Source organism: Listeria ivanovii subsp. londoniensis (genome assembly GCF_000763495.1).
GTDB lineage: Bacteria > Bacillota > Bacilli > Lactobacillales > Listeriaceae > Listeria > Listeria londoniensis.
Map to the genome: position 1 here is coordinate 2555836 of NZ_CP009576.1, position 26665 is coordinate 2582500.

At 36.4% G+C, this 26665-nt stretch carries 22 protein-coding genes and 1 pseudogene; 4 read left to right on the forward strand and 19 right to left on the reverse strand.

Features of this window, described 5'->3' with window-relative positions:
• Positions 1-18: 18 nt before the first annotated feature.
• Positions 19-373 (reverse strand): annotated as a pseudogene (locus JL53_RS12500) (IDEAL domain-containing protein).
• Between the two features lie 128 nt (positions 374-501).
• On the opposite strand from JL53_RS12500, the gene JL53_RS12505 reads away from it, so the two are divergent.
• A complete protein-coding gene (locus JL53_RS12505; protein ID WP_038407783.1) occupies positions 502-1110 on the forward strand; it encodes a competence protein ComK in 609 nt (202 codons plus the stop codon).
• A gap of 46 nt (positions 1111-1156) precedes the next feature.
• Here JL53_RS12505 and JL53_RS12510 read toward each other — a convergent pair whose 3' ends face one another.
• From JL53_RS12510 to JL53_RS12525, 4 genes are all read right to left on the reverse strand, one after another.
• Positions 1157-1504, reverse strand: coding sequence for a type II toxin-antitoxin system RelB family anti-toxin (locus JL53_RS12510; protein ID WP_003749261.1), 348 nt, complete (start codon positions 1502-1504; stop codon positions 1157-1159).
• 104 nt (positions 1505-1608) lie between these two features.
• Positions 1609-3507, reverse strand: a complete 1899-nt coding sequence (locus JL53_RS12515; RefSeq protein WP_038407784.1) for a PTS fructose transporter subunit IIABC — start codon at positions 3505-3507, stop codon at positions 1609-1611.
• A gap of 1 nt (position 3508) precedes the next feature.
• Positions 3509-4432 (reverse strand): 1-phosphofructokinase, encoded by a 924-nt coding sequence (gene pfkB, locus JL53_RS12520; protein ID WP_003720651.1) that lies wholly within the window; start codon positions 4430-4432, stop codon positions 3509-3511.
• Positions 4429-5181 (reverse strand): DeoR/GlpR family DNA-binding transcription regulator, encoded by a 753-nt coding sequence (locus JL53_RS12525; RefSeq protein ID WP_038407785.1) that lies wholly within the window; start codon positions 5179-5181, stop codon positions 4429-4431. Before JL53_RS12525 ends, pfkB begins: the two co-directional genes overlap by 4 nt.
• A gap of 216 nt (positions 5182-5397) precedes the next feature.
• Between JL53_RS12525 and pepC the strand changes: the two genes are divergently transcribed.
• The gene (pepC, locus tag JL53_RS12530; RefSeq protein ID WP_038407786.1) at positions 5398-6726 is read left to right on the forward strand and encodes an aminopeptidase C; all 1329 of its coding nucleotides are present in this window, start codon (positions 5398-5400) and stop codon (positions 6724-6726) included.
• Here pepC and JL53_RS12535 read toward each other — a convergent pair.
• The 13 genes from JL53_RS12535 to JL53_RS12595 all read right to left on the reverse strand — a co-directional run bounded on the left by JL53_RS12535 (position 6719) and on the right by JL53_RS12595 (position 21693).
• Positions 6719-7162 (reverse strand): 2-thiouracil desulfurase family protein, encoded by a 444-nt coding sequence (locus JL53_RS12535; protein WP_003720654.1) that lies wholly within the window; start codon positions 7160-7162, stop codon positions 6719-6721. The genes pepC and JL53_RS12535 overlap by 8 nt on opposite strands.
• 77 nt (positions 7163-7239) lie before the next feature.
• A complete protein-coding gene (locus JL53_RS12540; protein WP_003720655.1) occupies positions 7240-8151 on the reverse strand; it encodes a pseudouridine-5'-phosphate glycosidase in 912 nt (303 codons plus the stop codon).
• Positions 8148-9266, reverse strand: a complete 1119-nt coding sequence (locus JL53_RS12545; protein ID WP_003720656.1) for a carbohydrate kinase — start codon at positions 9264-9266, stop codon at positions 8148-8150. Before JL53_RS12545 ends, JL53_RS12540 begins: the two co-directional genes overlap by 4 nt.
• A 130-nt stretch (positions 9267-9396) precedes the next feature.
• Positions 9397-10098, reverse strand: coding sequence for a pseudouridine synthase (locus JL53_RS12550; protein WP_003720657.1), 702 nt, complete (start codon positions 10096-10098; stop codon positions 9397-9399).
• Between the two features lie 154 nt (positions 10099-10252).
• Positions 10253-12199, reverse strand: a complete 1947-nt coding sequence (locus JL53_RS12555) for a Na+/H+ antiporter (RefSeq protein WP_038407787.1) — start codon at positions 12197-12199, stop codon at positions 10253-10255.
• 116 nt (positions 12200-12315) lie between these two features.
• Complete coding sequence (locus JL53_RS12560; protein ID WP_003720660.1) at positions 12316-13920, reverse strand: amidohydrolase; 1605 nt, start codon at positions 13918-13920, stop codon at positions 12316-12318.
• 2 nt (positions 13921-13922) lie between these two features.
• A complete protein-coding gene (locus JL53_RS12565) occupies positions 13923-15164 on the reverse strand; it encodes an MDR family MFS transporter (RefSeq protein WP_003720661.1) in 1242 nt (413 codons plus the stop codon).
• Positions 15165-15361: 197 nt separating this feature from the next.
• Positions 15362-15976, reverse strand: a complete 615-nt coding sequence (locus tag JL53_RS12570) for a hypothetical protein (protein WP_038407788.1) — start codon at positions 15974-15976, stop codon at positions 15362-15364.
• A 122-nt stretch (positions 15977-16098) separates the two neighbouring features.
• Positions 16099-16629, reverse strand: a complete 531-nt coding sequence (locus JL53_RS12575; protein WP_038407789.1) for an HdeD family acid-resistance protein — start codon at positions 16627-16629, stop codon at positions 16099-16101.
• A gap of 14 nt (positions 16630-16643) precedes the next feature.
• Positions 16644-17375 (reverse strand): glucosamine-6-phosphate deaminase, encoded by a 732-nt coding sequence (locus tag JL53_RS12580; protein WP_038407791.1) that lies wholly within the window; start codon positions 17373-17375, stop codon positions 16644-16646.
• Between the two features lie 56 nt (positions 17376-17431).
• Positions 17432-18277, reverse strand: a complete 846-nt coding sequence (locus JL53_RS12585) for a Cof-type HAD-IIB family hydrolase (protein WP_003720665.1) — start codon at positions 18275-18277, stop codon at positions 17432-17434.
• A 127-nt stretch (positions 18278-18404) separates the two neighbouring features.
• The gene (locus JL53_RS12590) at positions 18405-21188 is read right to left on the reverse strand and encodes a YhgE/Pip domain-containing protein (RefSeq protein ID WP_038407792.1); all 2784 of its coding nucleotides are present in this window, start codon (positions 21186-21188) and stop codon (positions 18405-18407) included.
• A 34-nt stretch (positions 21189-21222) separates the two neighbouring features.
• Positions 21223-21693 carry an Rrf2 family transcriptional regulator gene (locus JL53_RS12595; protein ID WP_003720668.1) on the reverse strand — a complete coding sequence of 157 codons (471 nt, stop codon included), beginning with the start codon at positions 21691-21693 and terminating at the stop codon, positions 21223-21225.
• Between the two features lie 341 nt (positions 21694-22034).
• Between JL53_RS12595 and gadC the strand changes: the two genes are divergently transcribed.
• Both gadC and JL53_RS12605 read left to right on the forward strand, forming a co-directional pair.
• On the forward strand, positions 22035-23558 hold the full coding sequence (gene gadC / locus JL53_RS12600) for a glutamate/gamma-aminobutyrate antiporter (RefSeq protein WP_038407793.1): 1524 nt from the start codon (positions 22035-22037) through the stop codon (positions 23556-23558).
• Between the two features lie 12 nt (positions 23559-23570).
• The gene (locus JL53_RS12605; RefSeq protein ID WP_038407795.1) at positions 23571-24965 is read left to right on the forward strand and encodes a glutamate decarboxylase; all 1395 of its coding nucleotides are present in this window, start codon (positions 23571-23573) and stop codon (positions 24963-24965) included.
• 8 nt (positions 24966-24973) lie between these two features.
• On the opposite strand, the gene JL53_RS12610 is transcribed toward JL53_RS12605, so the two are convergent.
• A complete protein-coding gene (locus JL53_RS12610; protein ID WP_038407796.1) occupies positions 24974-26491 on the reverse strand; it encodes a helix-turn-helix domain-containing protein in 1518 nt (505 codons plus the stop codon).
• Positions 26492-26665 lie beyond the last annotated feature (174 nt).

Below are 26665 nucleotides of genomic sequence, written 5' to 3' on the forward strand. Positions count from 1 at the left end.
CTTAGTTTTTCATATATTCTACTCAAAAGCCAGCATTTCCTGTTGGATATCATTCATTTTTTCTGTTAGTTGGATGAATTTCGCTTTGTCCCTATTATCGAGAGCCTCATCAATTTTAGCTCTAAGTTGTTCTAATTTTCTCTCTTCTAGGAGCATCGTCAGGAAGCATTCGATAAAAACATTCGTTAATTCTTTTTCTCCTTTAAGGACGCCCACCTGATTCATCAATGAATTAGAAAAATCACGCATTTCCACGACTACCACTCCTTCACTCATATTTATTACAATTAAAAAACTGTAATATCGCAAGAAAAAACAGAAAACACTTAGAAAATACAACTTTACGAAAATCTAATGACTTGTAAATTACCATGTGCTATAATGACAAAAAATAAACTCGTAACTTACTTTGGTGCTTAGTTGTCACTTGAAATTATTGATTTAGCAATGATTTTAGGTTACTTCTTAGACATAAATACAAACATAGGAGAGTTGAATGAAATGAAAAAAGAACCAATTAGTACTCAGTTTTATGAAGTAAACCCGCACACGATGATTATTTTTCCGAAAAAGTCAGGAAGTATAGTCTATTCAGAAATTTATGAAGTTGATTCTCAGTATACTTCTAAATTTACCCCTTTTGAGCTAATTAAAACCAGCTGTAATTTTTTCGGTTCGAGCTATGATGGACGTAAGGAGGGCACTAAGCATCTGATTGGCGTCACCCACAAGCCACCTATCATTATCGACCCAGTCACATCCACTTATGCATTTCCAACTGCAGCACCTAGTACATCAGATTGCATTTGGATTTTCCCGCAGCACATTAAAGAATACCAAACAGTGGGCTATAATCACACTTTAATTAGATTTTCTAATCAACAAACTTTTGAAATTGATATGTCTTTAGCCTCTTTTAATAATCAAATTGCTAGAACTTCCATGCTACATATGAAATTTTCTCAAAAAATGCGTATGATGGAGAGCAATTTCCCTTCAATGAATATGTTTTTCCCACCAGCCACACTTGCAGCTGAAACAAGACGTTATTATAATACAATGATTCTGGAAAATGACGATCCTACGAACTCAGACAAATCCAAAAATTAAAGAAAAACCAGATATACAAATCAACTTGTATATCTGGTTTCCTCAATTATTTTTTATTCTCAATCGCATCTGCAATTCGTTTTAACATTAATAATTCTTCTTCTGAATATGTATATGGTAATTCTAAATACCATTTCTCTAGTTCTGGATTACCAATTAAAGGAAAGGCATTTACTGAATTTTTTTCTCGTAATCCTGCTACATCATCTAGTAGGAAATCTGTTGTTGTTCCGAGAATTTCTGCTAGTTTAGCCAAAATAAAGATTGGCGGCCGGTGGTTATCATTTTCATATTTACTAATGGTTGATGCAGTTGTACCAATTTTTGCTGCCAATTGCTTTTGGGTTAATCTATTTTTCTTTCGTAAATGAATTAACTTTTCTCCAAATTCCAATATGCCCACCTCGCTTCTTTTCTATTATAGCAATTTTTCAATAAGAATTCGAGAAATCAAAAAAGAAATCGCCTTTTTTCGTTTCAAAAGACGATTTCCAAATTTTATACAGTTGGTTTCTTGCGTAAAAAGCCAATTAAAGCTGCACTTATTAAAGTTCCGATAACAATAGCAATAATATAGAACCATGGTTGGGATACTAGGAAGATAACGAAGACTCCCCCATGAGGTGCTAATACTTTAATATTCAGGAACATAACGATTGCACCTGTGATTGCACTACCGGCGATAAAACTTGGAATCATCCGGAGTGGATCAGCTGCCGCAAAAGGAATTGCGCCTTCTGTAATAAATGACGCTCCTAGAATAGAGTTAGTCAATCCTGCATCACGTTCTTGTGCTGTAAATTTATTTTTGAAAACAAGCGTTGCGACAAATGTTGCAAGTGGCGGAACCATTCCTGCTGCCATTGTTGCTGCCATAATGGCACTCCCACCTGTTGCCACACTTGCTGCTAAAGTTCCTGTAGCGAAGATATAAGCTGCTTTATTAATCGGCCCGCCTAAATCTGCGGCCATCATTGCACCTAGTAACAATCCAAGAATAACTGCATTTGTACCACTCAAACTATTTAAGAAATCATTTAGCCAAGTATTTAGGGCACTCATTGGTACATTCAATAATAACATTAACAGACCGACTATTAGTACGGATAAAACTGGATAAAATAGTACTACTTTGATTCCATCTAATGTTTTCGGTAATTTTTTTAGTGCTAACTTTACTAATTCAACGGCATAACCTGCTAAGAAACCTCCTACTAATGCACCAAGGAACCCTGCTCCACCAACAGAAGCAACCCCACCAGCTACAAAGCCAGCTACAAGTCCTGGTCTATCCGATATACTATAAGCAATATAACCTGCAAACACTGGAAGCATGAATCCGAATGCCACATCACCAATTTGTTTTAACAGTGCTGGGATTTCATTATATGAACCTAATTTAGCAAGCTGATCTTGTGGTACTCCGATTAATTGGTCTAACATGAAAGCAATCGCAATGGCAATACCTCCACCAATAACAAACGGTAGCATATGCGAAACGCCGCTCATTAAATGTTTATAAATTTGTTGTCCAATAGAAAGTCCATCAGAACTACTTGTTATTTCACTACCTTCTTCTGCTTTATAAACAGGCGCTTTACCTGAAATTGCCTCGTTTATTAGCTCTTCTGGTTTGTGAATTCCTGCTGCCACCGGTTTAGCAATAAGATGTTTTCCATCAAAGCGAGGCATATCAACTTGTACATCTGCCGCGATAATAACACCATCTGCTTCAGCGATTTCTTTATCAGTCAATCGGTTCTCTACACCTCTTGAACCATTTGTTTCTACCTTGATTTTCACGCCTAACTGGTTAGCTGTTTCTTGTAATTTCTCCGCCGCCATATACGTATGTGCAATCCCAGTTGGACAGGCAGTAACAGCTACGACTGATTTACCAGTGTCTACGCTTGAAGTTGGAGTAACACTTGTTTCTTCTGTCTCTTCTTGCTCTTGATTGAAAAGGTTAATTACTTCTTCGGGGGTTTTAGCATCTTTTAAGTTTTGAACAAAAGCTGGGTGAACTAGCATTCTAGAAAGTGCTGCTAAAGTTTCTAAGTGGGTTGCATTTGCACCATCTGTTGCTGCAATCATGAAGAAAAGGTGTGCTGGTTGACCGTCTAAAGAATTGTAATCTAATCCATTTTCACTTTTCGCAAAAACCACGGTAGGTTCATTGACTGCTTTTGTTTTTGCGTGAGGCATAGCAATTCCTTCGCCAATACCGGTAGAACTTTGAGCTTCACGTTTCATTATTTCTTCTTTAAAGAGGTCTGCATCATTAATTTTCCCTTTGGCCTTTAAGGAAGCGATCATTTCATCAATTGCCGCTTCTTTTGTCGTTGCTTTTAAAGACATAATCATAACATCTTTATTAAGTAGATCCGTAATTCTCATTTTAGTTCCTCCCTGTTATTTTAGTAATCTTTACTTGCGGTAATAATTTATTGATTAATTTTGCTTGGGCTAAATCTGTTGAGAATGCTGTAGCTCCACCAGTTGCAACGCCTGCTTCAAATGCTTTCAACGGATCTCTTGTTTTATCAAATGTTCCAATAAATCCAGCAATCATCGAGTCACCCGCTCCAACTGAGTTTTTAAGTTCTCCTTTTAAAGCTTCTGCGAAATAGACATCTTCACCAGTAAAAAGAAGTGCTCCGTCACCAGCCATAGATACAATGACATGTTGTGCACCTAGCTCCAAACATTTTTTACCGTATGGGATAAGTTCTTCTACACTATTTAATTGAACATCAAATAATTCAGCTAATTCATGATGATTAGGTTTAATTAAGATAGGATTATTTGGGAGTGCATCTAGTAATTCTTGTCCTGTTGTATCAATCATAAATTCGGCTTGTTTTTCTTTACAAATTTGGATTATTCTATTATAAAAATCATTTCCTAGTGAAGGTGGAACGCTACCTGATAAAATAACAATATCGTTTGCTGTTACTTTATCCATTACTGCTAAAAATTCATTAATTTCTTTTTCTGAAATTGTTGGACCTAAGCCATTGATTTCCGTTTCTTCACCATGCTTTAATTTAATATTTATGCGAGTATCATCTTTCACTGTAACAAAACCAGTTTTCACACCTTCGTTTTTAAGCCAATCTTTAATAAATCCACCAGTAAATCCACCTAAAAAACCTGTAGCAAGGCTTGGTACATTTAATTGATTTAGCACACGACTTACATTTATTCCTTTGCCACCAGGTAATTTATAATCTTGTTTCATGCGATTTAATTCACCAAGATTTAGCTGATTGATTTGTACAATATAATCAATTGATGGGTTTAAAGTAATTGTATAAATCATTTTTCTACCTCGATTATTTTAGTTTTTTGGATAAAGGATTCTTTTACTTCTGAAGGAATATAGTCTGTCACAATTGTCGCTTCATCTAAAGAAAACATTTTAGAAAATTTAACTTCTGCAAACTTAGTATGGTCTGCTACAACGAACACTCGATCAGCTCGTTCTTTTGCGGCACGTTTTACAAAGGCTTCTTCCATATCAGGTGTAGTATAGCCATGCTCCGGATGCATGGCATTAGTACCAATAAAAGCTTTATCAAAATGATAGTTTTGAATGTTATCTAAGGCAACTGCACCAATAATTGCTTTTGTATGCACTTTCATTTTCCCACCTAAAAGATAAGCATCAATATTTTGATGAACTAATTCTTCAATATGTGTTAAACCATTTGTCACTACAGTAATTTTTCGATTTGCTAAATGTTTAATTAACTCTAATGTAGTTGATCCTGCATCTAAATAAATGCAATCGTTTTCTTCTACTAGACTAGCACAATATGCAGCAATTTCTTTCTTACTTTGAATGTTTTTGAACGATTTTTCATTCATACTCGGTTCTTGGTTGTGTGAGATAATAAGCTTAGCCCCACCGTGTACACGTTCGATTAGTCCTTGCTCTTCTAATTCGATTAAATCACGACGAATAGTTGATTCTGATGTGTTTAATCCTTTTACTAGCTCTTGTAATTTGATGACACCAAATTGCTCAATACGTTCCATAATAAGTTGTTTTCGCTCTGCATTTAACATACTAGTTCCTCCATCCAAAATTAGTTTATCATTTCCCTCATTCAAAATCAACCATTTTCACCCAAAAACATTCATATTTTTTCAATTTCATTCATATTATAGCATAAATACGTTTGCAAACAGTCATAAAAGTGCAGTCATTTGTTTTCTTATACAGTTACTACTTTTAGGAGTATACTTATTTGGAAGATATATTTATATATAGGAGGAAAGAACATGAGTACAGAATTAACATTCGATCAATTAGATAGTTTTTCCAAAAAATGGCGTGAAAATCCGGATAATCTGGTAATTCAAGCTAGTATTATGAAAAATGGGATTAAAGCAGCCACAGAAAACCCTGTGACTAAAGTGAAAGTTCAACCTATTTTTTCTCATGAAGTGACAACAGATAAGGTTTCTAACCAACAGCAAAGTGGACGGTGTTGGATGTTTGCAGCACTAAATACATTCCGTCATAAATTGAACGGAACACTTGGTTTGAAGGATTTTGAGTTATCTCAGAATTATACTAATTTTTGGGATAAGTTGGAGAAGGCAAATTATTTTTTAGAGAATATCATTGAAACCGCACTGGAAGATGAAGATAGTCGACTCGTTTCATGGTTGCTTGATACACCAGAACAAGATGGTGGTCAGTGGGATATGTTAGTTTCGATTATTGAAAAATACGGAGTTGTTCCAAAATCAGCTATGCCAGAAACTTTTCAAAGTAGTAAGTCCGCTGATTTAAATCATTTATTAAATGAGCGTCTTCGTACAGACGCAGTTATTCTAAGAAAAGCTGTTAAGAATAAAGTTTCTGTCACACAATTAAAAGAGGAAATGCTTGCAGAAATTTATCAACTTTTAGCGATGTCGCTTGGTGAACCGCCAAAAACATTTGATTTCGAATATCGTAATAAAGATAATGAGTTTAAACAAGATTTACAAATTTCACCGACAGATTTTTTCAAACGGTATATTGATATCGATTTGAGAGATTATGTTCCACTTATTAATGCTCCCACAAAAGACAAACCGTTTAATCAAGTTTTCACGGTGGATTATTTAGGTAACATTGTCGGTGGTGCGCCGATTAAATATTTAAATGTTGAAATGGATGTTTTGAAAAAAGCTGCTGCAACACAAATACAGGATGGCGAAACTGTTTGGTTTGGTTGTGATGTCGGTCAACTTTCAGAACGAACTAGCGGCATTATGGACACAAACATTTTCTTGTTGAATCAAGCTTTTGGTTTTAAAACTACCATGACTAAAGCGGAACGTCTTGATTACAAACATAGTATGCTAACACATGCGATGGTACTAACAGGAGTAAATGTTGTGGACGGAGAAGTGAATCGTTGGAAAGTAGAAAATAGTTGGGGAGAAGCTATTGGCAATAAAGGTTATTTTGTTGCAAGTGACGCGTGGATGGATGAATTTACGTTCCAGGTTGTTGTTCGGAAAAAATATCTATCTAATGAGTTACTAAATGCATTTAAACAAGAACCTATTACCTTGAAACCATGGGATCCAATGGGCTCGCTTGCTTTTAAATAGTAAATTCTGAAATAACTTCGATTCCATTAGCTATAAAAAGTGCTGCTGCTACGCCGGTACCATCTGTTGTTTTTCCCGAGAAGGTGCCGTCGTAAATAGCACAGCTACCACAAGAAGGGCTGTATTCTTTCATGATTATTTTGGTAATATTAAGTTCTTTCATTTTAGTTAAGGTGAGTATGGCACCTCGTTTGTATTCTTCGGTAACAATGTTTCCCTCACTGTCAATTACTTTTGCACGACCGCACCAGACATCTTTACCATCTCCATCCACTATTTCAGCAGGATTTCTTGGAGTTGAAAGTCCTCCAATAACCTCTGGGCAAAAAGGAATTGCTTCTCCACTTTCAACCAACTGCTTTATTTCTGTGATTTCTTTATCTTGTCCATCATATCTGCATGCAATTCCGGCAAGACATGCGCTTACTGCAATCATTCCAATTCCTCCTCTATTATTTATTCATTTTAACATAAAAAAGCCGCCACCATTTTGTGGTGACAGCCTTCGAATAATTAACTGTTTTGATAAGCTACGGCAATTTGAGCCCCAATTAAAGCATTGTGCTTTACTAATTCGATATTAGCTTCTAGGCTTTTTCCGTCTGTTAATTCTTTTACTTTCCCAAGTAAGAATGGTGTTACGTCTTTTCCGTGGATGTGATTTTCTTCCGCTTCTTTTAAAGCTGTTTGAATCACATCATTGATTACTTTTTCATCCATAGCAAATTCTTCTGGAATTGGATTTGTGATTACCGCTCCACCTTCAATTTGAAGATCCCATTTTGCTTTAAGTGAAGCTGCAATAATCTCTGGTGAATCTGCGCGTAAAGTTAATTCCACATCACTTGAGCGTGTGTAAAATGCAGGTAATACGTCTGTTTGATAGCCAATTACTGGAACGCCTTTCGTTTCTAGGTATTCCATTGTTAAGTTTAAATCCAGAATAGATTTAGCTCCGGCACAAATAACTGCTACATTTGTTTTCGCTAGTTCTTCTAAGTCAGCGGAGATATCCATTGTCGTCTCAGCGCCACGGTGTACTCCACCAATTCCGCCAGTTACGAAAATACCAATTTCTGCTAATTCTGCACAAATCATTGTTGCAGCTACTGTTGTTGCGCCAAGTTTTTTTGTTGCAACAAGGTAACCAATATCACGACGAGAAACTTTTGCTACGTTTGTACTTTTTCCAAATAATTCTAGTTCTTCATCAGACAAACCAATTTTTATTTTACCATTAATTAAAGCAATTGTTGCTGGAACTGCACCGTTGTCACGAATAATTTGTTCAACATCGCGCGCCATTTCAACATTTTGCGGGTAAGGCATTCCGTGAGAGATTATAGTTGATTCTAATGCTACAATTGCTTTTCCTTCTGCTTTCGCTTGTTTTACTTCTTCAGATAATGATAGATAATTTTTCATTTGAATTCCTCCAGATCTTTTTGTAATTGGGATGTGGATAAATTTTGGCGAACGGTATATTCTGATTCAAGTGTTCGCGCAGCATTGACACTCCCAGTTTTTAAAATATCTTGCAATGATTTTCTTTCTAACCATGCATAAATGACAGCTGAACAAAATGCATCGCCTGCTCCAGTCACATCAACAATATCTTTAATAACTATCGCTGGTTCAAAAATGACGCCTTCTACTTTATTCGCCGCGACTGCTCCTTTGCTGCCATTAGTTACAATAACATTTTCGACACCTAATTCGAGCCATCTTTCTGCAGCTAAGCGCCAATCTTCGTCACTCTCAATTGTCATTCCTAAATGCGTTTCCGATTCATCTCGGTTACAGATTAGCCAAGTTACATGATCAAGCCGCTCGGGTAAATGAGACATTTTAGGAGAGGATACAGGGACTAAAACTAATGGAATAGAATTAATTTCTGCAAAACTCCCCAAGTATTCTAGTGTTTCCTTAGGGCAGTTCAAGTCCGCAATTATTGCACTTGCTTGACTGAGTAAACCTTCATTTTTTGCTAGTACATCTGGCGTCAAATGGTCATATGCCTCCATGTCAGCAAGCGCCACGAGTAAGTCCCCATTATTTTCGAGTACAGCAGTATAAGATCCGGTTGCAATACTTGGAAATGCAGTTGCATAATCTAGATTCATGTATGTATTACTAGCACTTTTAACAGCTTCCCAATCTGAATCAGTTCCACAAGCAGTCAGTAAAATAACTTCTTTGCCGAGGCGTCCTAGATTTTCGCCAACATTTCGAGCAACTCCACCGGCACTTTGGGTAGATCTGACTGGGTTAGACGTAGCAAGTTGCGCTTTGTCTTTAATATAAAACTTCCGATCAACATTCGCTCCACCTATACAAACGATTTGTTTTGCTTCATTTAAAATATAGGCTTTCCCTAAAATACGACCCTTTTTAATTAGACCAGAAATAAGGTTCGCTACTGTCGGTCTCGATAAATCAAGAATATCAGCAAGTTCTTGTTGAGAAATGTAAGGATTTTTACGGATGGAATTGAAAATTATCTCTTCCTTTTCGTTCATTTTCGCTTTATTATTCTCCACGATATAATGCACCTCCATTCCAAACTTTTGTTCATTTTTTAAACATAAGTTTATTATATATGTAAATGCTTTCTTTTGCAAATAAAAAAACGAAAACCCGCTTCTCTTCAGAAGAAAATTTTCGCTAGTTTTATTTATTTTGTAAGAGAGCTAGTTCCTCATCAGTCAATGATCGATATTCCCCTAAACGAAGTGCTTCATCTAGCTTGAGTTTCCCCATAGAAATTCGTTTTAAATATGTGACAGTTTTCCCTGTTGCTGCAAACATTCTTTTTACTTGATGGAATTTACCTTCTTGTATCGTTACATTGATTTCGCTTGGAGTAATAATTTCTAAGTGTGCTGGTTTGCAGGTATAACCATCATCTAATGTGATTCCTGTTTGAAATGCTTCTATGTCGGCTACTGTCACATTGCCTTCGATTTTGGCATAATATGTTTTATCAATATGCTTTTTTGGTGAGAGTAAATTGTGCGCTAACGTTCCGTCGTTTGTAATAATTAGCAGCCCTTCTGTATCCTTATCCAGCCTACCCACTGGAAAAGGATTTGTTAGCGTATCTTCTTGTGCTAATAAATCAATAACCGTTTCTGATAGGTTATCTTCGGTTGCGCTAACCACATTTTGCGGTTTATGGAGCATAAAATAAACAAATTCTTGATAGACAACCGGATTCCCATGAACTGTAATTTGGTCTTTTTCCGGATTTACTTGTAGTTTGCTATCTTTTTGGATAGTACCATTTACCGTAACTGAGCCAGATTTCAGAAGCGGCTTCACTTCTCTTCGACTGCCATAACCTGTGTGAGACAATAGTTTATCTAAGCGCATAATCAAGCTCCTTTTTCTTTTATTGTAACAAAAAAGTCGCATTTTCTCAAAAAGACTACTTATAAAATATCGCTAGACTACTGAGTGGGCTTAGCGATTGTTCCTAATTAACCTGCACAATCATCTGAAATCATTATATGCTTCTTCAACTGTATTACAATTGAAAACTAGCTTCTATTGCAAGTAAATTATCCCGATAAACTTTCATTTCTTTCCGAGTAATATCTCCTTTTTCAAAATACCGTTGAATTGTTTCTCGCTCAATTTGAGATGCTAGGTCAATGGTAGTTTGCAACTCTTCCACATCACTTTCTCTTTTAGCATCTTTGGTGAAAAGCGACTGCTCAAAGGTAATTAAATACAGTGAAATAATTTCTGGACTATATTCCGTGTTGTCTAACTCATGTAATTTTTGTACGATAAATTCATTATTTTCCCTTTGTAATTTAATACGCTCTTTTCTGCGCTCCTCAAAAGATAAAGGAACAATTCGGAAACTACGAAAACCGTGACGCAACATTTGACGATATCTTACTCTGGCACGGTATTTTTCTTCTCTTGTTTGAACGTATAATCTTTTACCTAGACGCATCATAACAGACAAGCCAACTCCTGTATCAATTTTCTTTTCAAAAACGAGTCTCCTAGTGTTTTCAAGTTGCCATTCTTGTGTTAAACGCCGAAGTTCTTTTTCAGTCGTGTTTACTTCTTTATGCTTCATCAATGAAAAAATCCGATCATTGTACATTTTTAAGACTTTATTCATTTCTACCATATTTTCATCTGTTTTATAGGCTTGCAGTTGGTTCACTACATCGCGTAGTAGGACAATATCAGCTTCATGATCTGCAACTGTCACGTCTTTTTTCGCCGCGAAAAGTGGTAGAGTGAAATTCGCAAGTAAAAGTGTCGTGATAATAACGCCCGCCGCAATGAATATAAGCAAGTCTCGCTCTGGAAAGGCATTGCCATCACCAAGTACAAATGGAAGCGACAGCGCACTGACCAAGGTGATGGTCCCTCTTACACCAGCAACAGTATAAAGAAAAGTGTTTTTAAACCTGCTAATTAAATCATTTTTCGGTTGCTCCTCAAAGTTTCGGAAAAACAAAATCCAAAGAAAACGAAGGCCAAGTAGTAAAATGGTAATTCCTAAAATATACACGAATAGCATACTTTTATGTATACCCGAATCTAACCAAATCGTCTCCATAATTTGTGGCAGCTGCGTTCCCAGTAGAATAAATACTAATCCGTTCAAGCTAAAAGTAATGACAGACCAAGTGTTTTTTGAAAGTAAATTCAGCTGTGCAATTTCAGGATTGATTTTCTTATAGCTGAAAGAGTGCACCATTCCACCACTAACAACAGCTAAAATTCCGTTGACTCCTACTTTTTCTGCCACCATAAAAATTAAAAACGGTAGCAATATTTCCATCAGCATAAAGGAAGTTACATTTTCAATCCCCATTTGCCGTAAGCCACGCATTAGTATAATTTTAAGCAAACTCATTACAGCCCCAAGCGCGATTCCACCTAAAGATAGTAATAAAAAGCTTGTTCCAGCAGTCATAAAGGAAAAAGTTCCCGTCACAAGTGCAAGTACTGCAAATTGAAACGAAACTAGTCCCGAAGCATCATTTATCAGAGACTCGCCTTCTAAAATATGCATGATTTTATGTGGAATTTTCACTTTTTCTGCTAAAGCTCCCACCGCAACGGCATCTGTTGGTGCAAGTGCGGCCGCAAGTGCAAATGCTGCTGCAAAAGGGATAACTGGAATTAAATAATGAATAAATGTTCCAAGAATTCCAACTGTCACAAACACTAACCCAATCGATAACGACAAAATTGCTTTTCTGTTTTTCCATAATGATTTTTTATCCGTATTGGCACCGTCATTAAAAAGAATCGGCGCCATGAATAATAGTAAAAATAACTCCGGATTTAAATCCATCGTATGGTCTCCAAGCGGAATTGCCAACATAATTCCTAACAACACTTGAATCAAAGGCACGGCAATACTAGGCAAAAATCGACTTAGTACATTCGATAAAAAAACAGCACTTAACATTAATAAAATAAGCTCAAAAATCTCCATTGTTATATCCCTCATTTTCTCCCACTCATTGATGTATCTGCGTTATAAAAAGTCCCCCAAAGCGCAATTTGTCTCGTTCCCCATACTAACAAAAAAAATATTCGAAAACATCCGTCTTAGTATGGAGATTTTTGATAGACGATTTGCTCATTTACAACAGTCATTTCTACCGTAATTTCGCGGATTGCAGCAGGCTCTATTTGAAATGGATCCTCAGTCAAAATGGTGAAATCAGCAACATAACCTGGCTTGATTTGTCCACGAGTATGACTTTTATAACTTGCAAAAGCTGCTCCTGTTGTATATAACTGGATTGCTTCATATACGCTTAAAGCTTCTTCCGGCCAGTACTTAACTCCATCTAAATCTGCATTTGCAGTCCTCGTGACAGCAGCATGAATCGCCCAAAATGGATTTGGCACTTCAATTGGTGCATCACTTCCCCCTGCAAGATGAAGCCCAGTGGAAACGAATGATTTCCAGGCGAAAGCTAGTGGTGGGTGTGTTTCTCCAAGGACATCAAGCGCCCACGGGAGATCACTTGCCATGAATTGTGGTTGGATATCAAATAGTACAGGCATTTTAGCTGCCTCGGCTACTAATTCTTTTGTAAGCCATGGTGTATGAATTAAGCGGTCATATTGTCCGTCTTTTGGAGGGTTGGCACGTAAAGAGCGAATCACATTGGAAAACGCTAAATCCCCTAGAATATGAATTGCTACTGGTAAACCTTCTTTTCTAGCTAGTTTGACCAAATTTTCAAACTCTAAGTCCGAATGGATTTTTAAGCCTTTTTCAGTTGGATTATCGGCATATCCAGCACTCATTAGAGCTGTCCGCGACCCAACAGTACCGTCATAAAAAATTTTCATCGCACCTAATTCTACAAAATCATCGCCATTAATGAAGGTTTCATTTGAAGCAACAAATGCCTTCCACTCTGCATGATGAATTAAAAGTTGTGCGCGAAATGGTAGCTTTTCTGCTCCTAATGTTTTTCTAAAAGCAGCTAATGTTGACTCGAAGCCTGTAAAATAATGTAGATCTTCTGAATGAGCACCTGTAATTCCTTTTGACCATAAGTCTTTAATAGCTATTTCTAACCATGCTGTTAGTTCAGATGGTGTAGCTGGTGGAAAAGCATTAATCGCGAGCGTTGTAGCATTATCTCTTAAAATGCCTGTAAAATCTCCTGCCTGATTTTGAACAATTTCTCCTCCACCATCAAAGTCATTTTCCGAAAAATCCTTAATATGAGCTAATAAAGCAGAATTAATCGACACACTATGATAATCAATACGTCTCACTAAAATCGGATTGGTGCTACTTATTCCATCCAAATCTCCTATTGAAATGAAGGTTTTTTCATCAGTCCATTTATTTTCATCATAACCTTCGACAAACAGCCACTCATCTTCTGCTAATCGGTTCACTCGTTCTGAAATAAGCGATAATGCTTCTTTTTTTGTCGTACTTTGATTTAAATTAAGTCGTTCTAGTGCTTGTCCATACCATAATAAATGGATATGGGCATCGACAAATCCTGGAAAAATAATTTTACCAGCAAGGTCAATCGTTTCATCAATCTTATGTTGATAGCATGTTTCTAATTCTGTTGTTTCACCCACCGCATAAATTCGACCGTTTTCGGTTAATACAGCAGAAACCACTTCACCTTCAGCAGTCATTTGGTAAAATTGTCCATTTTTCCATAATTTCATTTCTACTCCTCCTGACTTATGGAAACTTGTAAAGCTGTTTTTTCTTGTTGATCCTTTTTCTGTAGAATTTGTTGTAATGTGATGCTAATAAGTGCACATCCTAGCAAGATAAATGCGCCGATGAACAAGGCTTTTATTCCGCCTAAATTTTGAACGACAATCGCGCCAACAAAAGGTGCCAACATTCGAGCAGCTGTAGCCATTCCGTTGACAAGGCCTTGATATAATCCTGCAGCACCTTTTGGAGCAAGTTGATAGGCAATGGTTGGAATAGCTGGCCAAGCAAACATTTCTCCGATCGTTAAAAAAGTCATTCCAATCACAAACCCACTATATACACTTGCATTCATTGCCACAACAAAGGATAGGATAAATAAGAAAATCCCGATATAAATTTGTGCGAGTAAATGTTTTTTAAACCTACCTACAACTGGAATTAAGATTAATTGCCCCAGTACGATAAGTGCACCATTCAGGCTCCATAAATTACCATATTGGCTTGCTGTCACACCTTTTATTTCCGTCATATAAGTAGACAGATTCGACTGCCATTGTACATGTGGTAATTGACACAACAAATAGGCAAGTAATAATAATACAAACGACCATAGCGCTAGCTTAGTTGGGAACTCTCGCTTGATACCTTTCTTACGATGCTTTGTTTCCGCAGTGACTTTCTCTGATTTCCAGTCAATTTTATGGAAGAAAAAGAAAAAATAACCGGCGAAAATTAGTGCAAAAATAAATGACCCAATATACACATGGCTCATCCCTCGTGTTGCGAGCAGCCCTGCCAAAAGCGGTCCTACAGCAACACCGATATTTTGTGCCACATAAATGGCGTTAAATCCTGTCCTTCCGCCAGTCGGATGCGTCAATCCTGCGGCGGCGTATAGACCTGAGAAAACCATTCCCATCGCAACGCCAACTCCCCATAAGTTCCAAATAAAGAATGGAAACCCATGAAAGAAACATAGTGAAGCAGTAGCAAGTACGAGTATAATTGTTCCGATTGTTAATGAAATAAAACCTGAGAAACGATCAAATATAAGCCCGCCAATGATACTCGATACAATTCCTACGCCAGAATTAATTAATAAAACGAGTGAAGCATCCGTCGTTGTCATTCCTAATTCTTGTGTCATATAAATCATATTAAAAGGCCAAATAAACGAAAGCCCAGTATAAAGTAACACCATTCCAATAATAACAATCCATAAATCCCTCGGTAACCATTTTGCCATAACTACACTATCCCTTCATTAAAACTCACTTTTTTAGGTTATCACAACTAACTCCATCCGAAAAGGAAAATTTCATAAAAAAAGGCCACCTAGCAAATTTTGCTGGTGGCTATAGGGACTGGTAATAATTCCCTATCACGGTTACTATAAGTCTACTATGAAATTGCCTTTTTGTCTGTTAAATTATCAAAAATATTTCAACTATTTTTTCGAGTAAGCAAATTATAATTCCATTGTCTTATATAATGGTGCAATTGAAGTAGATCCACTTCCAAATAGTACCCTAATTCTCGAATAATATATCGCCCTTTAAGATCATTCAATTGTTTGCACCAAGTCTCATTTGACATGAATTTCGTGATGTCTTTTCTAACAGACTCTTTTTCGATTTTCCAAGTCGTTGTTCGAATTCTTTCAGGTATTTTTTTGATAAACCACTGAATAATATCGACATTCTTATATTTATTTAAAGAATTAGTCTCTATTTCAATCAAAATATCTACATTTAATTCGTCAATACCTTTTAACGTTTCTTCTACATATATTAATGGAATCTTCCAAGCAACGGTTTTACAGAGGGGTCGGATTTTTGTCTGTTCCCTTGTAAATCCAAAAACCATTCCTTTTCCCCACGAGGTATTTTTTTGCGCATACTGCATCACGCTACCTTCATCAATCGCGTAAACGTATTGTCCATTTTCCGGACAATCGATAATTTCCTCTTTTTCCCAGTAAACTAATTTTGTTACTTCTTGAAACATTGGATTACTAGTCAAAAAAAACATTACCTCCATAGTAAACGCTCCTCTCATTTAATTTACCTCATGCCAAATTGAATCTACTTTTATCATAATAAAAAAAAGAGAAGAAAAACGTTCCTAAAGAACACTCTTCCTTCTCCATTTGTCTATTTTGTGACAAGTTTGCTATTTTTTCATGCTTTACTCTCACCTTTTCTCATAACTCTCCAAAGAGATAGACAAGTTACACCCTGCAAAATGAAAAATAAACCTAAAATAATTCCAATTGCGATAGCTACTAACGTATTTGTGAATAGCGAAATAACGGCAATGATTAAACCAAGAATCCCCATTACAAGTAATAGTGTCCAACCAGGTAAGCCTTTGACAGAAAATGCAGTTAAGATACGCAATACTGCTGAAGCTAAAATCCAAATGGCAAAAATAATGATAAAGATACGTTCTGCCATATTAGATTGGAAAATCGCAAAAGCACCAACAACAATAGATAAAATACCATCAAGCATTATCCATTTGGAAATACTCCAATATTTTTGTTCACCGAAATAAGAAATCACCTCATTAATACCATTTAAAACTAAAATAATCCCGATGAAAATAGTTAATGCTTTTAGTGAAGTACTTGGATTAAACATTAAATAGATACCAAGACCGATCATCACTATCCCTAAAAGCAAAATAAAATATAAATAAACTTTTCTCATACTACCACTCCTTTTTAATGTTTAGTAAGTAATGATCCTGCTGCTTCATCGATGACAAACACAACATTCGGATGGTTACGTAAAATAGATGCCGGACAGCTCTCGTTTATCGGTCCTTCTAGCATTCCTTTTACAGCTTCTGCTTTGCGTTCTCCTGATGCAGTTACGAGAATTTGTTTAGCATCCATCATATCTGCCAAACCGAGAGTCAACATTTGTGATGGTGCTTCGTCTTCTTTTAAATTATTGTACATAATGGTACTTTTTATAGTAGATTCATCGCTATCTGCTAAAAATAATCGTGCATCAAATGGAGTACCTGGTTCATTTGCTCCTAGATGTCCATTTACACCTAACCCTAAAATCTGTAAATCACGCTGATTTTCTTTTAAGATTTGCTTATATCGAGCAATTTCATTCGTGAAATCAGCTAGGCTACCATCTAATAATTCCACTCTTTTGGGCATTTTGGTAATTAAATCATAGAATTTTTGATGCATATATGTGTAAACAGTAAAGGAAGCATCTCGTTTTGCGACATATTCATCTAAATTCATTAAAAATACTTTTTCGATTGGGATTTCCCCAGCATTAATTCCTTTTACTAGTCCAGCAAACATTCCATCAAAACTAGCTCCAGTTGTTGTATTGATAACCGGATTTTTCTCTGACTCAATAACTTGTTTGACAACTTCAAGAGCTGCTTGTGACATTTCATCGTACGTTTTCGTTCTGATAAGTTTCATCAAATATTCTCCTCCAATTGAACTCCCATACTCTTGCTTACCCTAACATCACTACCTTAAATCAACCCATGTTTCTGAAAGCTTGTAAATAGGCCGTCTTCATCGACAGAACTCGTTACTTCATCAGCCAAAAGTTTCAAACCCTCTTTCGCATTTCCCATAGCAATTCCGGTTTTGCAAAAAGTAAGCATTTCTGCATCATTCATACCATCACCGATACCAATTGTATCTTGTTTATCTTTGCCAATATGTTCAAGGAGTATTTCAATTGCGGTTGCTTTATGAATGTTAGGAACCATTAATTCACCGCTATCATCACCAAAGATTGGTACCGTGCAGTGCATTACTTCAAATTTTCCGCTAAATTCGTTTTTGATTTCCTCAAATGGAACTTCTTTATTTTCTAAGAAACAAGCTTTATTTACGTCAGTTCGATAAAGGTTTGTTTCCCCAAATGTTAAGCTTCCCATAAATGGATGCGGATTATTTTTTTGTTTTTCACGGGCAGTTGGATCATTTTCCACATCACCATAAATCAATTTATTTAAGTGCGATTCCAAGTTTTCACTTGCAAATAAACCGCCATTTGATTCTAAATAAAAGTCTAATTTCTTCTTATTGAAAAAATCAACCATATGTACAACATCTTCATTCGCTACTTTTTGATGGTAGATAATTTTATCATCTACTTCGACATAACCACCACCAGCTCCAATAATGCCATCAAAACCAATGGACAAAATGGATTCATATAATTCAGGTTTTGAGCGCCCTGTACATAGATAAACTTGGTGCCCGTTGTTACGTGCTTCTATTATTGCTGTTCTAGCGGAATCTGGAACTAATCCATCATCATTAACTAACGTACCATCTACATCTACAAATACTATTCTTTTCGTCATGCAATACCTCTTTTCGTATGTTAATAACTTAATTATAGCATTACTTTACAAATAAAACGTCCCCATATATAACAAAAAAACAAGAACCCTTTTTTAATGAGGATTCTTGTTTTTGTTAATCTGTTAATTAATTTTCTAGTGCCATTAATTTTTGATTATCATCCAGTGCTGATTCGTGCGCATCGTGTCGTTTTTTCAAATGACTCATTGATAGATAAAGTAGTCCAATGCATGCGATTAAGATAAGCGAAAGAACAAGCATAGACATACTGTATATATTCGGTCCCATACCTGCAGCCAGTGACTCTCTAAAGGCGTAAATGGAATATGTCATTGGTAAGAACGGATGGATTAAGTTGAAGAACCATCCTGTAAGTGGCATTGGGAATGTTCCGCCTGATCCAGCTAATTGAACAATGAGAAGAACCATTGCAATAAATCGACCTGGGTTATCAAATGTCATTGCAAGAAGCATGATTAAGAACATATACGCTAGGGCTGTAATAATTGCTGTTCCAAAGAATTCAACCATATTGTCCGGTCTAAGCCCAAGTGCTATCATGATACCGCCTTCGAGTAATGCCATTGCAACGGCTGCAACAAATCCAAGTGATAATTTACTTAACCACCATTTGTATGCTGGTTGCCCTTCCATAGATACACGTCTAATTGGCATAATAAAGTTAAATACTAGTGCACCAACATATAAAGCTAATGATAATACATATGGTGCTAAGGCGTGACCATAATTACTAACATGTGTGTATTCATCATGAGCTAATTTCGTTGGAGAGGCAATCATCTTGAAAGTTTTATCAGTTCCGTTAGTATCTTTAATTTGTGCTGCCCCATCAGAAAGTTTGGTCGTTAATTCTGTACTACCAGCTGTTAATTTTGTTAGTCCATCACCTAGCTGGAATGAACCATTAGCAAGTTTAGAAGAGCCATCTGCTATTTTAGAAGAACCATCTGCTAATTGTCCTGTACCAGCTAGTAGTTTTGGTGAGTTTGCTGCTAGTTGATTTAAACCGCTAGCTAGTGCTCCTGATCCAGCCTGCAATTGATTTACTCCACCAGCAAGTATTGGTACTTTCGCCGCTAGTTGATTAGTTCCACTTTCTAATTGATTTGCTCCTGATTGGAGAGCTGCTGAATTGGCAGATAATTTATTTCCTCCATCATTTAACTTACTTAGTCCATTTTCCATATTGGAACTACCACTTGCAAGTTGGCTTACACCAGAACTTAGGGTTGGAATTTGGTTGTTTAATGCATTTGTTCCAGCAACTAATTTTGCATTTCCCACTTGTGCTGATTTTAAGCCAGCAGTTAATTGGTTCGCACCACCGATAAGCGTTTGGTCTCCGGAACCATTAAGAGCTTGGTGAATACCATTAAATGCATCTGTAGTCCCTTGATGAACTGTCGAATAGCCCGCTGAAATTTTTGCAACTCCTGTTTGTAGTTCGGATACTTGAGTTTGAATTGCTGCTAAATCAAGTCCAGACAATCCACTTTGAAGTTTATCAACAGTTGCTACTTGAGTGGCTGATTTTTGGCTTTCTTTATCTAAATCAGCTTGAATGGAGTCAATGATTTTTTGTTTATCTTCTGCGCTAACACCATTCGTTGCATTGATTTTCGCTTTAATTGCATCAGCATCAAAGTTAGCATTCGATTTGATAAAAGTTAGACCAGACTGAAGATCTGCCAGGCTTTTTTGTAAAGCAGCTAGTTGTTTAGCTAGTGCTGCATCATCACCATTTACACTTTTATTTAGTTGATCAATTCCTTGCTGTAAATCGTTCATCCCTTGTTTTAGTTGAGTAATTTTACCTTGTTTGTCGGTTAAATTATTATCTAGTTGATTTAGCCCCGCCGTTAGTTTGTTACTACCAGCAACGAGGGTATCTAAGCCGCTTGCTAGACTTTCTTGGCCGTTATTAAGCTCTGTTACGCCGTTCGTTAGAGCAGGGATGCTACCATTCATTTTGTTAAGACCGTTTGTTAATGCACTTGAGCCAGAATAAGCTTGATTAATTCCGCCAGCAAGTGTATCTACACCAGTGGTATAAGTGGAAACGCCATTGGATAATTTCGTTGCACCATTATCTAATGCTTGGACGCCCTCTTTAAGCGGACCCACTCCAGCAGCAAGTGTAGATACTCCTGCGTTTAGTTTATCGCCACCAGCTGATGCAGTGTTTACGCCATCTGTATATGTTTTCAGACCCACTTCTAACGTATTTACCCCATCTTTAAAAGTTAATGAGCTGTCTGCAAGTGTCTTTAAATTTGTTGAAATGGTTTTATTGCCCTCTTGTGATTTTTCTAGTCCATCTTTTAATTTTCCAGATCCATCCGCTGCTTGCACAAAACCATTACCCGTTTCTTTAATTTTATCAAAAATTGCTTCTGCATAAGATTTTGTTACCTCTGCTGAAACCTCGCTCTTAAGTTGTTTTGCACCTTGCTCACTCACTACTTGACCTAAATAGTTAAGCGAACCATTTGTCTTATAGGATAATTCCATTTTTTTCGGATTTTTGTCTAAAACGGTTGCTGCATTCTTGGAAAAATCTTTTGGAATCGTGACAATCATATAATATTTGCCATCTTTTAAACCTTTTTCGGCTTCTTCTGATGAAAGGAAGTTCCAATCGAGTTCATCATTACTTTTCAGCTTAGTAACTAACTTATCGCCAACATCCATCGTTTGGCCATTGTAATCTACCGCGACGTCATTATTTACTACCGCTACTGGTAAATCTCCTGCCTTACCATAAGGATCCCAGACTGATTTCAAGAAAAAACTTGCATATAAAAGTGGAATAAATAAAATAACTACAAATGACAACAATAGTATTTTATTTTTGAATAATTTTTTCCACTCATTTTTTACCATATCCATTTTATTACCGCACTTCTTTCTGTTTAAAGATTTATTACGCTTCGTTCCAATCTATGATAGTTGTCCGTTCTTTCCCAATAACTTGCTCGACTAAAACAGCTAATTTTTGTGAGTAGAGATAATTAGCGTATTCTTTATCCGCATTTCTAAAAGCACTTGTAATGGTATGAATACCGGACTCTGCAAATTCGTGATAGTCGGAGAAAACAGTGTGGATTAAGTCTGAGTCTGGGTATGTGTCGATTTTTCCTTCCACCGCTTCTACAATGTCTAACAAATTGATTTCTTCTGGATCTTTGGCAAGTGTGAACCCGCCGTTGTTTCCAGATACTGAATTAATCAGTCCGCTAACAACTAGTTTTCTTAAGATTTTACTAATGTAAGATGGTGACGAATCACGTAAACGGTGATGGATAGTTACGGAAGAAATGGGAACATCTGCCTTCTGGGTGTACAACATCGTCATAATACAAAATACCTGGTCCATACTTTTACTCAACTTCATAATAAAATCCTCCCTCTTCCCATTATTACCTTTTAATGTCCTTAATAGACATTTAACATCTATATACAATACACCCATTTTTTTAATAGTGCAAGCATTTTTTAGTAAAAAATACTAAAGTCTCTAAAATTTTCTCAGCTAAGAAAAAAACTGGAATAATTATTGTGATAAAACATGCTAATCTTATAACTGTTAAAAAAATTATTCAGGAGGTGCTTTACTTTGTTAATTGATGATATTCGGAAAAAATCTCATTTACCATTAATTAAGCATCATTCTAATTATGTATAGCTTCGGTTATTTCTTTTAAGTAAACAAAAATAATTCGGAGGTAATACACAATGTCTAAGCAAACAAAATCTTTAACATTATTTGGATTTTTCGCCATTACGGCATCGATGGTTATGACTGTTTATGAATATCCAACTTTTGCTACTTCTGGTTTTCATTTAGTATTTTTCTTATTACTTGGTGGTTTTTTATGGTTTTTGCCAGTTGCCTTATGTGCAGCAGAAATGGCCACTGTCGATGGTTGGCAAGAAGGAGGGATATTTTCTTGGGTCGGAAGTACGCTTGGGGAACGCTTTGGATTCGCGGCGATTTTCTTTCAGTGGTTTCAAATTACTGTCGGCTTTGTCACAATGATTTATTTTATTCTCGGGGCACTTTCCTATGTATTTGATTTTCCTGCGCTTGAGTCAAACCCGCTTATTAAATTTATTGGGGTGGTAGTTATTTTTTGGGGACTTACTTTCTCCCAACTAGGAGGAACGAAAAATACTGCTAAAATAGCCAAATTTGGTTTTATTATCGGTATTCTCATCCCGGCAGTCATTTTATTTGTTTTAGGTATTGCATATGTCGTCGGTGGAAATCCGCTTCATGTTCAATTTTCCACTGAGGCGTTCATACCAGATTTTTCAAAAGCTTCAACATTAGTGATCTTCGTGTCATTTGTTCTCGCTTACATGGGTGTTGAAGCTTCCGCAAGCCATGTAAATGAAATGAAAAATCCGAAGCGAGATTATCCGCTTGCAATGATTATGCTTGTTATCCTTGCAATCGCACTGAATACTATCGGCGGTTTAACTATTTCTGCTGTTTTACCATTAAACGATCTATCTCTTAGTTCTGGTGTAGTACAAACATTCCAAGCTTTAATCCTTCACTTTGGCTCCGGACTTGGTTGGGCAGTCAAACTAATCGCTATCATGATTGCGCTTGGTGTTATGGGGGAAGTTAGCGCTTGGGTAGTTGGTCCATCTCGCGGCATGTATACTGCGGCAGAGCAAGGACTACTTCCAGAAAAAATGAAGAAAGTAAATAAACACGGTGTTCCTGTACCGCTCATTATGATGCAAGGTGTAGTTGTCACTATTTGGGCAGCTATTCTAACATTTGGTGGTGGAGGAAATAATTTGTCCTTCCTAACAGCTATTTCTTTAACCGTTGTCATTTATTTAGTCGGATACTTATTGTTCTTTATCGGCTATCTCGTACTTATTTTTAAAAAAGGAAATTTACACCGCACATACCAAATCCCAGGTGGCAAAGTCGTCAAAACTATTATTGCATTAGTCGGTTTAGCCACATCTATTTTTGCTCTATGTATTTCCTTTGTTCCACCAGCATCTATCGCCGAAAAAAATCATATGACATACAGTATCATTTTGTCAATTAGCTTTGTCGTGACAGTTTTAATTCCTTTTATCATTTATGCAGTTCATGACAAAAAGAATATCGAACCAAAAAACGTCACGCATATTGATTCCAACAGTATTAACAAATTCACTCATCCTAGAGCTCGCGGTGAGCATATTATTAATCCAGACGAAAAACATATTATGAACCAAGACAAATTATAGGAGGAAAAAATCATGTTATATAGTAAAGAAAATCAAGAAAGTTATTTAGAACCCATTTTTGGATCCAGCGCAGAGGATCGTGATATTCCAAAATATACTCTCGGAAAAGAACCTTTAGAACCTCGTATCGCTTATCAATTAGTGAAAGATGAACTATTAGATGAAGGATCTGCTCGTCAAAATTTAGCTACTTTTTGCCAAACATATATGGAAGACGAAGCTACCAAATTAATGTCCGAAACCTTAGAAAAAAATGCCATTGATAAATCGGAGTATCCACGAACAGCGGAACTTGAAAATCGCTGCGTTAATATTATTGCAGATTTATGGCACGCACCAAAAGAACAAAAATTCATGGGGACTTCTACAATTGGCTCTAGTGAAGCTTGTATGTTAGGTGGAATGGCGATGAAATTCACTTGGCGAAATCGTGCAGAAAAGCTAGGCCTCGATATTCATGCCAAAAAACCAAACCTTGTCATTTCTTCCGGTTACCAAGTTTGTTGGGAAAAATTCTGTGTTTACTGGGATATTGACATGCGGATCGTACCAATGGATAAAGACCATATGCAACTAAATACCGACCAAGTGTTAGACTATATTGATGAATATACTATCGGCGTCGTCGGTATCCTTGGTATTACCTACACGGGACGTTACGACGACATCTACGCCCTTAATGAGAAAATTGAACAATACAACAGCCAAACAGATTACAAAGTATACATCCACGTTGATGCAGCAAGCGGAGGTTTCTTTACCCCATTTGTGGAACCTGACATCATTTGGGACTTCCGTTTAAAAAATGTTATTTCTATTAACACTTCTGGACATAAGTATGGGTTAGTCTATCCTGGTATTGGCTGGGTGCTTTGGAAGGATGAAAACTATTTGCCAAAAGAACTCATTTTCAAAGTTAGTTATCTTGGCGGAGAAATGCCAACAATGCAAATCAATTTTTCTAGGAGCGCTAGCCATATTATCGGCCAATATTATAATTTCCTACGCTATGGCTTTGAAGGCTACCGGACCATTCATCAAAAAACAAGTGATGTTGCACAATATCTTGCAAATGCCGTAAAACAAACTGGTTATTTCGACATTTATAATGACGGCTCCCATTTGCCAATTGTCTGCTATAAATTAAAAGAAGATGCAAACATTAGTTGGACGCTTTACGATTTAGCTGACCGCTTGCAAATGCGCGGATGGCAAGTACCAGCTTATCCACTACCAAAAAGTTTAGAAAACGTTATTATTCAACGCTATGTTTGTCGAGCTGACCTTGGTTTCAATATGGCTGAAGAATTTATCCAAGATTTCAAAGCTTCTATCCACGAACTAAATAACGCCCACATCCTTTTCCATGATAAACAGCAATCCGGTGTTCATGGCTTCACGCACTAAGAAAAAGGCTAGCTCTTCAAACAGGCTAGCCTTTTTTCATATTCTTCCATCCGAAGTGACTGAATCGCACTTTCCACATCTTCCAAATCTCTGTCAAAAAAACCAAGCGAAATCGGAATAACTGTCCCATTTTCCACTAATTTTTTTAATGTCATCTCACACTGCGGATGACAAAGCACAATTGTACGCATAGGAGATTCCTGTAAAACCAAATTCAACTCCTCCACAGAGTTAAACATTGTCTCATTTACTACCACTTTACGACCAAGCTCCTGTTCCACCTGAAATTTACAAGACTCAAAATTAATTAGGTTAAACGAGAAAATGCAAATTGGTACTGGATTATCCCATTTATAGATTAGCGGATACAAATGAATCGTTAAATAATGAATATGCGAATCAATTAACAATGTATAGCGATCACTAAGTTCATTCCAACGCTCCAACACATTTTTTACGACCAAATAAAGTGGCTGGTATTTTTTATCAAGCAACCGTTCATTACTCGGGATAAGCCCTTGCAAATCAAACAATGTCTTCTTTAAAAAATAACAAAGTGCCACTCGAAAAAGTGAATGATTCACCACTTCTGTTCCAAAATAAGTTTCAAATAAACCAACTAAACATTGTAAATCAGCTTCTTTTAAAATAAGTGTATTAAATTGCTCTAACTCTATTCGTTTCATTGAAGCATCCACAATACTGAAATTAGTCGAGTAATAAATCAACATTAAATAAAGATAATCATTATACGAAAAAGCATAACCCAGCTCTTTTTCTAATGTCTCTTTGCTGCTTTCTTTCACCATATCCAAAAAACGAGAAGTCTCAATATATTTCTGACATTGCTCATCCAAAATTATCGCACTTGTCGGAATATCTCTTTTAAAGACCATCGAAATAAGCAATCTAAAATATTCATGCCCTTCCGCATTATGTGCTAAATTGTCCACATTTATCCGCCTATTAAGCACCGACATGAAGTCATCTACTATTCTTTTTTCCTTATCTAAAAGTGGAACAATAAGGATTCCATACTCAGCCTGCAGAAGTGCAATCAAATAGCGGACTCGATATTCTTTTCCTGTAATCAAATTATTTTCTAGTAATAGATCTGTCTCTGCTAAAAACGCCTCAACTTTGTGTTTCAGTCGATAAGCATGTGAATGGGAGATAAAATACTGATCCATAAAATCCGTAAAACTTTTAGAATCCTCATTTGTAATTAAAAAGGCCAAACATTTTAAGAACATAGACCTGTCATATAGTTTATGTAAAGCCTGTCGTTCTGTCACTCCATTATGCAGCTGACATCGGTACACCAAATTATCATGGCAAGTGTTCATTTGAATTGTCACTAAATCAGCTAATTCTTCATTTAGCGCTTGAATATCCGATTTCACCGTAACACGCGAAGTCCCCATATATTCTGCTACTTCATCCAAATCCGTATGCTTATTTTTAAATAGAAAATCACAAATCAAACACTTCCGTTTAATATCTTTCTCAATATAATTTATAAGCATAGTTATCCTCTCCGTAAAAAAAGAATTTCATGCATTTACCGGCCTTTTTTATGTTAAATCAATCACATATAAATGTCAATCGAATTTAAATTTGTTCTTTGAGAGAATAAAAAACGCTTTACACGGATTTTTAATAATGTGCGTAATTGCTTCTTTAAATATGTATCTGCAAAA